The organism is Niveispirillum cyanobacteriorum, assembly GCF_002868735.1.
Lineage (GTDB): Bacteria > Pseudomonadota > Alphaproteobacteria > Azospirillales > Azospirillaceae > Niveispirillum > Niveispirillum cyanobacteriorum.
On sequence record NZ_CP025611.1, the window covers coordinates 837,003 to 850,254 of the forward strand.

At 63.4% G+C, this 13,252-nt stretch carries 8 protein-coding genes and 1 tRNA gene; 1 reads left to right on the top strand and 8 read right to left on the bottom strand.

Annotated features, from left to right (window positions below; all coding sequences use genetic code 11):
* Window positions 1-124 precede the first annotated feature (124 nt).
* The 6 genes from C0V82_RS03705 to C0V82_RS03730 form a co-directional block, all read right to left on the bottom strand.
* Window positions 125-1,300: a PQQ-dependent sugar dehydrogenase gene (locus C0V82_RS03705; protein ID WP_102111171.1), complete on the bottom strand. Its 1,176-nt coding sequence runs from the start codon at window positions 1,298-1,300 to the stop codon at window positions 125-127.
* 72 nt (window positions 1,301-1,372) lie between these two features.
* On the bottom strand, window positions 1,373-1,780 hold the full coding sequence (locus tag C0V82_RS03710) for a response regulator transcription factor (RefSeq protein WP_054168683.1): 408 nt from the start codon (window positions 1,778-1,780) through the stop codon (window positions 1,373-1,375).
* Window positions 1,781-1,787: 7 nt separating this feature from the next.
* Complete coding sequence (locus tag C0V82_RS03715) at window positions 1,788-4,928, bottom strand: ATP-binding protein (RefSeq protein ID WP_158659715.1); 3,141 nt, start codon at window positions 4,926-4,928, stop codon at window positions 1,788-1,790.
* A 74-nt stretch (window positions 4,929-5,002) separates the two neighbouring features.
* Complete coding sequence (locus tag C0V82_RS03720) at window positions 5,003-5,458, bottom strand: GNAT family N-acetyltransferase (protein ID WP_102111173.1); 456 nt, start codon at window positions 5,456-5,458, stop codon at window positions 5,003-5,005.
* 103 nt (window positions 5,459-5,561) lie between these two features.
* The gene (locus C0V82_RS03725) at window positions 5,562-5,963 is read right to left on the bottom strand and encodes a response regulator (protein ID WP_158659716.1); all 402 of its coding nucleotides are present in this window, start codon (window positions 5,961-5,963) and stop codon (window positions 5,562-5,564) included.
* A 63-nt stretch (window positions 5,964-6,026) separates the two neighbouring features.
* Complete coding sequence (locus tag C0V82_RS03730; protein WP_102111175.1) at window positions 6,027-8,423, bottom strand: response regulator; 2,397 nt, start codon at window positions 8,421-8,423, stop codon at window positions 6,027-6,029.
* Window positions 8,424-8,619: 196 nt separating this feature from the next.
* Here C0V82_RS03730 and C0V82_RS03735 point away from each other — a divergent pair.
* Window positions 8,620-8,707: transfer RNA gene (locus tag C0V82_RS03735), tRNA-Ser, on the top strand.
* A 23-nt stretch (window positions 8,708-8,730) separates the two neighbouring features.
* Here the strand turns inward: C0V82_RS03735 and mfd are convergent.
* Together mfd and C0V82_RS03745 are read right to left on the bottom strand one after the other, a co-directional pair.
* Complete coding sequence (gene mfd, locus C0V82_RS03740; protein ID WP_245924141.1) at window positions 8,731-12,354, bottom strand: transcription-repair coupling factor; 3,624 nt, start codon at window positions 12,352-12,354, stop codon at window positions 8,731-8,733.
* 95 nt (window positions 12,355-12,449) lie between these two features.
* Window positions 12,450-13,217, bottom strand: a complete 768-nt coding sequence (locus tag C0V82_RS03745; RefSeq protein WP_199772463.1) for a TylF/MycF family methyltransferase — start codon at window positions 13,215-13,217, stop codon at window positions 12,450-12,452.
* Window positions 13,218-13,252 lie beyond the last annotated feature (35 nt).

Genomic DNA, 13,252 nt, shown 5'->3' on the forward strand with positions numbered 1-13,252 from the left:
GAAACTATCCGGCCCCGCATGGTCAGTCAATATGCCCATTAAAGGTGGCCGCCCGGCGGCCCGCGCCATAGGGCGCGTAAGCCAAGCCGCCGGATGGCGGCGCCTGGCGTTTGAGGGAACACGTTTACTTTCGGTCGATGCGCACCAGCTTGCCATCCGTCCCCGGCGCTTCGATCAGGGCGTACAGGCGGCCATCCGGCCCCTGGGCCACGTCGCGGGTGCGGGGTAGTTCGTTCTCCAGCAGGCGTTCGGTTGCCACCACCTTCTCGCCCTCCACATCCAGCCGCGCGATGCCGCCGGCCAGCAGCCCGACGATCAGATCGCCGCGCCAGAAGGGCAGGGAGCCGCCATCATAGAAGGTCATGCCGTTGACAGCCAGCGACGGCACGAAATACAGCTCCGGCTGCACCATACCGGCCTTTTCGGTGCCTTCACCGATCTTCAGGCCCAGACCATAGGTCTTGCCATAGGTGATGACGGGCCAGCCGTAATTGGTGCCGGGGCGGATGATGTTGATTTCATCCCCGCCCTGCGGCCCATGCTCGCTTTCCCAGATCAGGCCGGTGCCCGGCTGTGTAGCCAGCCCCTGCGGGTTGCGGTTGCCATAGGTGAAAATCTCCGGCAGTGCATCGCTGCGCCCCACGAACGGGTTGTCGGCGGGCACGGTGCCGTCGCGGTTCAGGCGGAACACCTTGCCGGCGGCATCCATCAGGTCCTGCGCCCGGTCCTGCGATCCGCGCTCCCCGATGCTGAAATAGATATGGCCTTGATTGTCAAAGGCGAAGCGGCTGCCGAAATGGAAGCCGCTATCCACCAGCGCACCCTTGTACAGGACCTTCATATCCTTGAACGAGGTGCCATCATCGGTAAAGCGGGCGATAACGGTGCGGTTGCCCTTGTCCTGATCGCGCGGCTTGGCGTCTGGCCCCTTCACGGCCTTTTCGATGAAGGACAGATAGACATAGCGATTCTGGGCGTAATCGGGGTCCAGCGCGATATCCATCAGACCGCCTTGCCGCACCTCCTCAATTTTGGGCAGACCCGTGATCGGTTCGGGTAACAGCTTGCCATCTTTCACAACGCGCAGATTCCCGGTGCGCTCGGTGACCAGGATGCGCCCATCGGGCATGAAGGCAATGGACCAGGGCGTGTCCAGCCCTTCCGCGATAACCGTCACCTTCACATCGTGCCGGGCCTTCGGCGCCGGAAAGGTTGTGAATTCCTTAGGCGCGGCAAGGGCGGCGGTGCCAGCCAACAGAGTGACGGCAAGGGCGGCCAGAACCTTTCTGGTCAGGGACATAGGGGCAATTCTCCCGTCGGAACATCAACTTGCCCGCAATGTGGTGTGTCCGCCCCCTTCTGCCAAGGGCAATCACGCTTCCGGTCGCGTCTGAATGGCCACCGTCAGGCGTTTTTGGATATCGGTCAGCGATACCGGCTTCACCAGATAGCCGGATGCCTGATACTGCACCGCCTGCTTCACCAGATCGCTGGTGGCGTGGCTGGTGACCATCACGATGGGGGTGGTGGCGATATGCTTGATATCGACGGACCGGATACGCTGCAAAACCTCGATGCCGTTCACCGGCTCCATCTCGATATCACACAGCACCGCGTCGGGTTTCAGGCGCGTGATGGAGGCGATTGCCGCCTCGCCATTTTCGGCTTCCGCGATCATGCGCACGCCGGCCTGGAACAGCAGACGTTTCAGGATACCGCGATAGAACTGGTCGTCATCGACGATCAGTACCTTCAGCTTGGCGAAATCCACATCGGCCATGATGCCGTCACCCTTTCACAAGTCTGATTTGATGGCGCAGGTCCTCAAAGGCCGGCGCGATGTTCCAGCGCAGGTCCTGTGCCATATCCTCGTTGCCCTCCTTCAGGGCCGCCTCAATGCGGGCGAACAGGTCCCCCAACGCGACGGCACCCACCCCGTTGGCGGACCCTTTCAGGGAATGGGACCCATCCTTGGCGGATTTCAGGTCGCCATTATTCAGCGCCTCTTCCACGGCGGACGCCCGCGTTTCTGCCTGCACCAGGAACTCATCCAGCAAGGCAATGGCCTCGGCATCCAGATGTCCGAACATTTCCTTCAACCGGTTGGCATCGAAAATGGCGGGATCGGTTTCGGCCTTGGGGACAGGTGCCGTTGGGGCGGGGGCCACAGGCGGCGCATGCTTGGCTGATACACGCTGCCGCATCTCCGCCGTTATCGGGGCCCAGCGCAGGATGGCGGCTTCAAGCTTGGTCAGTTCGATGGGCTTGGTCAGGTAGTCATCCATGCCGGCATCACGGCATTTCTGGGCCGCATCGCTGACGGCATCGGCGGATAGTGCGATAACGGGCACATGCCGGCCATCGGCGGCGGCCCCTTCATCCACTCGGATGGCGCGGGTCATGTCATATCCGTCCATCTCTGGCATATGGCAGTCGGTAACCACCAATCCGAACCGCCCCGTGCGCCACGCTTCCAGCCCCTCCAGCCCATTACCCGCGATCTCGGCGGCAAAGCCCAGCTTGCGCATGGCCTGCCGGATGACGATCTGGTTGGTGGCATTATCCTCCACCACCAGAACCAGGGCGCCATTGGCCGCCGCCACATCCACCTCCGGCGCTTGCCAGACGGTTTCACTGCTGCCCGTGGTGGCCGTGATGTCCAGGGAGGCGCGGCCATCGGCGGCGGCTACCACCTTGATCAGGCGAGCCTGCCTTACCGGCTTGGGGATGGCGGCAAAGATGCCCTTGGCACGGCCCGCCTCCGACAGCGTGGAAACCAGCGATACCGGCGCGATCAGCACCGTGCGCGTTCCGCCCGTGCCCTCGGCCACGCCCAACCGGCGGGCAATATCCAGGCCCACCCCATCGCCCGGATAGGCATCAATCAGGATCGCGTGGAAATGCATGCCGTCGGCGGCGGCCTGACGCAGGGCCGTCAGGGCTGACGCCTCGTCCGCCATCTCCACCACCTCCGCCTCCCGCGCCGACAGGGTGCGTGTCAGACTGGCGCGTTCTGCCGGAAGGCCGCCCAGGACGGCAACGCGCAGGCCCCACAGCGACGGTTCATCCGCGCTGTCACCATCCGCCTTGCCCTCATCCAGGCGCAGTTCGAACCAGAAAGTCGATCCTTCGCCCGCCTCTGACGTGACGCCGATGGTCCCGCCCATCAGTTCCACCAGACGGCGGCAGATGGACAGACCAAGGCCCGTTCCGCCAAAGCGGCGCGCCGTAGACCCGTCGGCTTGTGCGAAGGGCTGGAACAGCTTGGCCTGCTGATCGGGCGTCAGGCCGATACCCGTATCCACAATCTCCGCCCGCAGGCCGACTTTGCCATCACCTGCATCGGGCAAGCGGTTCAGGCGGACGGTGACGCCGCCATGTTCGGTGAACTTGATGGCATTGCCCGTCAGGTTCAGCAACACCTGACGCAGGCGGGTGGGATCGGCCACCAGATGGTGGGGCAGGGCGGGATCGACATCGATGGTCAGGGCAAGGCTCTTTTCCTCCGCCCGGCGTGCCAGAAGATCGCCAACCCCCTCGGCCAGGGACAGGATGTCGGTATCGATCCATTCGATATCCAGCTTGCCCGCCTCGATCTTCGAGAAGTCCAGGATATCGTTGATGATGGTCAGCAGTGCCCCACCACTGTCGCGCACCACCTTCACCATCCCCTGCTGATCCTCGTTCAGCGGGGTATCGGCCAGCATTTCCGCCATGGCCAGCACGCCATTCATCGGCGTGCGGATTTCGTGGCTCATGGTGGCCAGGAAGGTGGATTTGGCACGGGTGGCCTGTTCGGCCTCGTCCCGCGCGCGGGCCAGATCCAGGTTCGTGGCGGCCAGGATGTCGGATTGTTTGCGGATACGGGCATCGGTGCGGCGGCGGAACTCCATACCGCCGATCAGCCCCAGCAGCAGCAGTGCAACCAGGATGGGCGGCGTGCTTTCCCGCATGACGGCACGCAGATGGCCCGTGCCATCCTGCGCCATCACCATGCGCCAGGGCGATTTGCGCAGGATATGGCTGGTGAAGGTCCAGCCATCTTTCTCCAGACGCATCTGTCCATCCCGGCTGATCGTTTCCTGGATGGCAGCCTTCAACGCGGCCTCTGGCGGATGCCGCCGCCCCTCGCCGTGCGAGATGCCGATGACCTGCCCATCGGGCGCCACCAGGGCCAGCGTGCCGAAACCAGCCGGAAACCCATCCAGCAGGGAGGAGAGGTAGCCGACCGTCATATCGAGCGCCACCACGCCCAGATGCCGGTCCCCCTGATAGACGGGCATGCCAATGGTGGCCATCATGCCCTTGCCGCCATCATCCTCATACAGTTTGGAGAAGAACAGCTCCCCCGACGGGTTGTTGGCGGGCAGCGAAGCCTGGAAATACTCCATCTCCAAGTCTTTGTCCGCGAAGGTCAGTTCCGTGGACGCGACATAAGGATAGACAAAGCTGAACCGGCTTGCGGAGATGTAATAGACCCAGGGAATGTTGGGCAGCCGCCGCTGCGCCTGCGCGAAGGCGGTGTGCAGCGACAGGGCCGCCTCCATCTCCGCCTCAAAGGCCGGGCCGCGATCGCTCAGACCGCCCAGACCCGTCATGTTGCCGACCAGATCACGCTCATAAGGGTTGGGCGGGTTATCCAGATGGTAGGAACCATCCTCGCCTGCTTGCAGGGCGCGGCGCAGCGGGGAGGGTGGGGCGCCCGGCACCGCCTTGACCAGCCCTTCCTCCATCTGCGCATGCATCAGTTCCAGGAAATCCAGCGCCGTGCCGACCGCCTGTTCCACGCGGCGGGTCACGTCCACACGGGCCGTCTGCCGCTGTTCCTCAAGGCGCTGATTGGCTTCTGCCACCTGCAGCCAAAGGAAGGTGACGACGGCGGCAATGGCCGCCACGTAAAACAGGAGATGCCGTACCGGTATCCGCACGTCCCGCGCCCCGTTCTCTATCTTGGATAGTGACCGGACCATAAAAATCGCGGAAATTCAACCAGGCGTTCTGTTTATCGACGCCACATAGTCACATGCGGGATGCCACCATCATCATAAGGCGGGCCTTCGGTGACAAAGCCGAAACCGGCATAGAAGTCGGCCAGATGAAGCTGCGCGCCAATCTCGATCGGCTGCCCCGGCCATGTCCGGTCCATGAAGTCCAGCCCTTCCTGAACCAGCCGCCGGCCAAGTCCCGTGCCGCGCCCCGCCGGGCCCACCACAATACGCCCGATGAAGGCCGGGCTGTCCCCGTCTGGCCCTCGTGCACGCAGATAGGCGACCAGCACTCCGGCTCCATCCGTGACCAGCAGATGCTGACAAAAGGGGTCCAGCCCGTCCAGGTCAGGATAGGGCGACTGCTGCTCCACGATGAACACATCCTGGCGGAAGCGCAGCATGGCGTAGAGGCTGGCGATGTCGAAATCGTCGAACCGCTGCCAGCTGAAGTTCAAGCCAGCGATCATCATAGATGACCGTTGGTGGCCGGCGACGGCCGGCCCGCGCCTTGTGGCGCGTGAGCCAAGGGCGCGCAGGCGCCCGCCCGGCGCTTGAGGGGACAAGAAATCGCGCTCACCGCCGGGTACTCAACAGCACGGCCAGCTTCTCCCGCAGGCCCACCACCGTCACCGGCTTGGCGATAAAGGCATTCACGCCCAGATCGCGGGCCTTCAGCACCATGTCCTTCTGGGCATGGTTGGTCAGGAAGATGACGGGTGTGCGCCGGCCCAGCTCTTCCTTCTGCCGCAATTGCTGCAGGAAGGTCAGCCCGTCCATGGGCGCCATCTCGATATCGCAGATGATCACGTCGGGCTTGCGTTCCAGCGCCAGGGTCAGGCCGCCAGTCCCCTCATCCGCCTCAAAAATCTGATTGAATTCAAGCTGCTTCAGGATGCGGGACACGACGGTCCGGATGAAGGCCTGATCCTCAACGATCAGGGCATTCATACGACTGAAGCTGCTGAAACCCACCATCGCACTTTTCCCCATGGACGCGCATACATACGGGTTCTTGCGACCCCGTACCGCCCTAGTTGACTACAAGGCATCGATGGCGGCAACCACCCGATCAATCATGCCGGGTATTTTCAGGGCATTTGTGCGCGCATCCGCATAGTCCCCCTGTTTCAGGGAGCGCTCAATATTGTCGGCCAAGGCGCCAAGGGCGGGGGCGCCGCCATTCTTCGCAACACCGGCCAGGGCATGGATGCCGCGCCTTGCTGCTTCCATATCGTCGCTGGCGAAGCCTTTCTCCGCCTCTGCCCGCAAGGTGTGAAGAGAGCTGGTAAACTCCGCCAGGAACCCACGCGCATCACCATCCAGGCCGCCGAAAAGATCGATGGTCATGGCCGGGTCGAAGATTGCTGCTTCTGCCGGGGCCGCTGCCGATTGTGCTGTCGGCACCGCCGTTCCCAGCCAGCGTGACAGGCAGCGTTCCAACTGTGTCAGGTCCAGCGGCTTGGACAGGAAATCATCCATGCCCGCATTGATGCAGCGCTGATCCTCACCCGCCATGGCATTTGCCGTCAGGGCAATGATGGGCAGACGCGGCAATCCGTCCTCTGCCTCGCGCGCTCGGATGGCGGCAGTCAGTTCATACCCGTCCATCACCGGCATGTTGCAGTCGGTCAGCAGCAGCCCATGCGCGCCAGGCCGCCAGGCCGCCAGCGCCGCCGCCCCATCGGCATGGATTTCAACCGCGAATCCAAGGATCGATAGCTGGCGGCTGATCACCATCTGGTTCACCCGCTGATCCTCGGCCACCAGGATCAGACGACCCTGGGCCGCGGCCTCGTCGGGGCTGGGGGCGGCGACGGCCGCTCGCGGTGCTGCCGCGGTGACCGGCATGCTGCCAGCCAGCCGGTTGGCGGCAACAGCAACAGCTCTGAACAGGGCGGACCGGCGCAGGGGGCGGGCCACCAGCTGCGTTCCGACCGGAATGTCGACCGACCGGCGCGAATCCGCGTCGGCAATCACGACGGCGGGCAGGGGGCCATCCGGCACCGGCCAGGGGGCACCGCTGCGCCCGGCACAGATGACCAGATCCGCCGATGGTGTGCCCGCATCCATGGGCACCGCACCCGCCTGCACCAGATAGGCGCTGACCGTCTGCGCCAGTTCCGGTTCGGCGATGTCGAGTGCCACATGCAGGCCGGCAATGTCAGCAGAAGCTGTCCCATCCGATGTTCCCTGATCGGAAACTTCCAGATCCAGCGTGAACCAGAAGGTGGAGCCGTGGCCCGGCACGCTGTCCAGCCCGATATGGCCCTTCATCAGTTCGATCAGGCGGCGGCTGATGGATAGGCCCAGGCCGGTACCACCGAACCGGCGGCTGGTCGATACCTCCGCCTGGGCAAAGGGCTGGAACAGCTTGGCCTGTTGGTCCGGCGCGATGCCGATGCCGGTATCGGTAACGGCCACACGGATGCGGGCCACGCCGGGGGCTGCGTCGGGATGACGTTCCGCCCGGACCATGACCCCACCTTGTTCGGTGAACTTGATGGCATTGCCGGTGAGGTTGAACAGGATCTGGCGCAGCCGCACCGGATCACCCATCAGTGCGGGCGGAATCGCTGGATCGACATGAAGATCGAAGGACAGGCCTTTCTTGCGCGCTGCCGGGGCCAGAGTGTCGGCCACCCCTTCCATGATGGCACCGATATCGACCGGATGCCGGTCGATATCCATGCGACCGGCCTCTATCTTCGAGAAATCCAGAATGTCGTCGATGATGCGCAGCAGGGCGCCCGCCGAATCCTGCGCCGTCAGCAGCATGTCACGCTGATCGGCATCCAGCGGCGTATGGCCCAGCAGTTCCAGCATACCCAGCACCCCGTTCATCGGTGTGCGGATCTCATGGCTCATGGCGGCCAGGAAGCTGGATTTCAGCTTCGACGCGCTCTCGGCCATGCGGGCGCTGCGGATATTGTCATAGGACCGCAACCCCGTGATGATGGTGATGAACAGCTTTTCCGACGTCAGTTCTGTCTTCGACTTATAGTCGTTGATGTCATAGTTGACGATGACATCGCGCACCGGGGCCTGACCCGGCTGCCCCGTGCGCAGAATCAGGCGCGTATCGGTATTGGAAAATTCCTCACGGATGCGGCGCGCCAGGCGCAGGCCGGCATCATCCGTCTCCATCACGATATCCAGCAGGGCGACGGCAATATCCTCGCGCCGGCGGAAGACATCATCCGCCTCATTCCCCGACCGGGCGGTCAGCAGTTCAAGCGGGCGGTCCTTATAACGCAGCTTGGATAGGACCAACCGCGTCATGATGTGCACTTCCTCGTCGTCATCAACGACCAGGACGGGCCAGGGCGGGAGAGGCGGCGGGGCGACAGGGGCCGCGGCGTTCACGCCCTCTGACGCGCCGAACAGCGCATCATCATCTTCTGGGGCGAACAGGTCATCCGCGTCATCACCACCCATGAATGCACAACCTTCCCTGCGAACCTGCCGCTCACTATGCGGAACCAAGTTTAAACGCAACGTTAACCAACAGCCTCGCGACAAAGCGTCTGCGTCAGTAATGCAAGCAGCATATCAGGGCTTTATGTCGATTTCCCGTGCGAACGCGACAGGGGACTTGCCCCTGCCGCGCGTTTCGGCTAGGCGTGTGCCTGACGGAAGTGTGGCCGAGTGGTTTAAGGCAGCGGTCTTGAAAACCGCCGTGGGGCAACTCACCGTGGGTTCGAATCCCACCGCTTCCGCCACCCTCCCTCCATCATATCTGTGTTTACCAACGCCTCTTCGCAGCACCGAATGGTGGGCGCTTCACCAGCGGCTTGGGCGGCGGGGGTGGGGGAGGCGGCGGCGGAGGGGGCGGAAGATCAGCCGTCACCTTCTCTCCGGCGGCCATCTGGGCCAGCGCCTGCATCAGGGTGCGTGCGCCCGCCATGCGGGTCTCTTCCGAATCCCAGGGGCGCAGGAAGACCAGCTTATGGTCGGTGGGACGCAACTTGGCCGTGCCCGCCTGCTTCTGGATGAACTCCACCAGCTTGGCCGGATTCTTGAAACTGTTATTGCGGAATCCGACGGTGGCGCCCTTCGGACCTGCATCCAGATTGGAAACACCCGCCTCCCGGCACAGACGCTTGATCTCCATCAGGCGCAGCAGGTTATCGACCTCTGGCGGCATCTGGCCGAACCGGTCGATCAGTTCTACGCCGAACGCCTCCACCTCTTGCTTGCTGTCCAGGTCGGACAGTCGGCGGTAAAGGGTAAGGCGTACGCCCAGATCGGGGACGTAGCTTTCCGGGATCAGGACGGGCATGCCCAATGCGATCTGCGGCGACCAGGCGTCTTCGGCCACCTGCAAGTCCGACAGGCCACCGCGTGCGGCCTCCACCGCCTCTTCCAGCATCTGCTGGTACAGTTCCACGCCGACCTCACGGATCTGGCCCGACTGTTCCTCGCCCAGCAGGTTGCCGGCACCACGGATATCCATGTCATGGCTGGCCAACTGGAAGCCGGCACCCAGGCTGTCCAGCGTTTCCAGCACATGCAGGCGCTGCTGCGCCGTGGCGGACAGGACCGTCTTGGGCTGATAGGTGAGATAGGCGTAGCCGCGCACCTTGGAACGGCCCACGCGACCCCGGATCTGGTACAGCTGCGCCAGACCGAACAGGTCGGCGCGGTGGACGATCATGGTGTTGGCGCGCGGGATGTCCAAGCCGCTTTCGATGATGTTGGTGGCCAGCAGCACGTCATATTTGCCATCGTCGAAGGCCGTCATCACGTCCTCCAGCTCCGTCGCCGCCATCTGGCCATGGGCGGTGATGAGCTTCACCTCCGGCACCAGTTCCTCCAGCCGGACCCGGACCTTGTCCAGATCCTCCAGGCGCGGGCAGACATAGAAGCTCTGCCCGCCCCGGTGATGTTCGCGCAGGATCGCTTCGCGGATCACCACGGGATCAAAGGGCAGGACGAAGGTGCGCACGGCCAGACGGTCAACGGGCGGCGTGGCAATCACGGACAGTTCGCGCACGCCCGAAAGGGCCAATTGCAAGGTGCGGGGAATGGGCGTGGCGGACAGAGTCAGCACATGCACATCGGCCCGCAGTTCTTTCAGCCGTTCCTTCTGCTTCACGCCAAAATGCTGTTCCTCGTCCACGATGACCAGGCCCAGGCGTTTGAAATCCAGGCCTTTGCCCAGCAAAGCATGGGTGCCGATGACGATATCGACAGTACCATCGGACACGCCCTGCTTGGTCAGGTTGGCGTCCTTGGTGGTGACCATGCGCGACAATTGGCCGATGCGGACCGGCAGACCCGCAAACCGCGCCTCGAACGTGCGGGCATGCTGTCGCGCCAGCAGGGTGGTGGGCACCACCACCGCCACCTGACGGCCCGCCATGACGGCCAGGAAGGCGGCACGCAGCGCCACCTCTGTCTTGCCAAAGCCGACATCGCCGCAGATCAGGCGGTCCATGGGCTTGCCCGACCCCATATCCTCGATCACATCATCAATGGCCCGCAACTGGTCGTCCGTCTCCGCATAGGGGAAACGGGCGCAGAACTCATCCCAGGCGCCATCCGGGATGGGCACGGCATCGGCCCGGCGCAGGGCGCGTTCGGCGGCGATGCGGAGCAGCGCGTCGGCCATATCCTTCAGACGGCGCTTGACGCGGGCCTTACGTGACTGCCAGCCGGCCCCGCCCAGCTTGTCCAGCGTGGCCCCCGCCTCCTCGCTGCCATAGCGGGACAGGACCTCGATATTCTCCACCGGCACATACAGCTTGTCGCCACCATCATAGATGAGGCGCAGGCAATCATGCGGGGCACCGCCAACGGTCAGGGTTTCCAGTCCGTCATATTTGCCGATGCCATGGTCGATATGGACGACGAAGTCGCCGGGGTTCAGCGACGCGGCTTCCGCAATGAAATTGGCGTTGCGGCGCTTCTTCTTGGATCCCGCCCGCACCAGACGGTCGCCCAGGATATCCTGTTCGGTAATCACGGCCAGACCTGGGGCCGTAAAGCCATGGTCCAGCGGCAGGACGATCAGCGCCGCCGTGCCCTTGTCCAGCGTCAGCAGATCGGCCCAGGCATCCACGGCCTTCAGCCGCGTCAGCCCATGTTCCTTCAGCACCGACAGCAACCGGTCGCGCGACCCGGTGGTGTAGCCGGCGATGACGGGGGTCCGCCCATCGCGGGTCAGCGCCTCGATATGCTCGCGCAGCACATCATAGACATTGACGCCAGACTGCACGCGCGCCTCGGCAAAATCGCGGCCCTTGCGACCGCCGCCATCCACCATGTCCTTGTTGGACGTCTCACCCTCAATCGCGGCGAAGGGCGAAAGCTGGGCCACGGCGCGCGCGGCCAGATGCCGGTCGAACGTGTCGCCATCCAGGAACAGCAAGGAAGGGGGAATGGGCTTATAGGCCGGGTTGCCGGATTTCTTTTCCGCCTCCACCATGGTCCGGCGGGCGTTGTAGAAATCCTGGATCTGCTCCAGCCGCTCGTCGCGCGCCTGTTCGACATTGGGGTCCAGCGTCACTGACGCGTCGGGCAGATAATCGAACAGGGTTTCCATGGAGCTGTGGAACAAGGGCAGCCAATGTTCCATGCCCGCATGCTTGCGCGCCGCACTGACCGCCTCATACAGCGGGTCGTCATCCATGACGGCCCCAAAATGTTCGCGATAGCCGGTGCGAAAGCGCTGGATCGACATTTCATCCAGGAACACCTCTGACATCGGCGTCAACAGGAATCCGTCGCGCTTATCGACCGTCAACTGCGTCATGGGATCAAAGCTGCGCACCCCGTCCAGATCATCCCCGAACAGGTCCAGGCGCAGCGCCTCTCCACTGCCGGGCGGGAACAGGTCGATGATGCCGCCGCGGATGGCGAACTCCCCCGGCTCCCGCACCGTCTGCGCGCGGATATAGCCATTCTGCGACAGAAACCGCTGAAGCTCCGCCACATTGATGCGGGAACCGACTTTGCCGGCGAAGCTGGCATTACGGAAGGCCAGACGGGGGGGCAACTTCTGCACCACGGCATTGACGGTGGTCAGCACCAGGAACGGCTTGCCGGAATTGGGCCGCAGCAGCCGCGTCATGGTGGTGATGCGCTGTGCCACGATCTCCCCATTGGGGGAGATGCGGTCATAGGGCAGCACGTCCCAGGCCGGGAAATGCAGCACCTCCACATCCGGTGCGAAGAACGCCACCACTTCTGCCAGCCGCGCCGCGCGGGCATCATCGCTGGCGATATGCAGCAGGCCCGCCGACCCACCCCGCTTCGCCAGCGCTGCCAGCAAACGCGCATCCTGCCCATCCGGCGCGCCGGACAGCAGCATGCGGCGCGGATGGCCCAGGTTAAGGGCGATGTCGGGCGTGGGGATCATGCTCATGACAAGGGCGCTTCACAGCTATCGGCAAAGATGCGGCGGGTATAGCAGGGTTCGCGGCCGATGGGAACAAAAGGGGGACGCCCTCCCATGTGGCGTCAGCCCTGCTTGTCGACAGCCTTGATCCAGAAGACCGCACAGTAATCGATGGGCTGGATATGTTCGGTGATCCCGTGTGCGTCGCGGAAATCATGCACGGCCTGTTTGCAGGCCGGGATGATGTTGTAATCATCGACGATGATCACCCCGCCGGGGGAGACCTTGTGGTACAGGTTCGTCAACCCGTCCATTGTCGATTCATACATATCGCCGTCAAGGCGCAGCAAGGCCAGTTTCTCGATGGGGGCGGTGGGAAGCGTGTCCTTGAACCAGCCCTTCAGAAACTTTACCTGATCGTCCAGCAGGTCGTATTTCTGGAAATTGGCCTGCACTTCTTCCAGGCTGATGGCCAGTTCGGCATATTTCGACAAATCGTCGTACTTGGCATCTTCGGGATATTGTTCGGCGTTGATGGGCGGCAGCCCTTCGAAACTGTCGGCTACCCAGACGGTGCGGTCGGTCACATTCAGGGCGGCCAGGATGGCGCGCATGAAAATGCAGGCACCACCGCGCCACACGCCGGTTTCAATCAGGTCGCCGGGGATATTCTCCCGCACCACATGGACGACGGCATCGCGCAGATTATTCATCCGCTTTTCACCGATCATCGTATGGGCTTTCAGGGGCCAATCATGGCCCACCTCCCGGTGAAACCGGCTGAACGGCTGGCCATAGGGGCCGCAGCCGGGGTCCTCATAGATCAATCCCGTCAGACACTTCTTCATCAAGTCGATGTAAAGAAGACGGGGATCGGTCTGCACCATCATGGAACCTCAAGGCTGGGGCGGCGGCCGGAACGGCT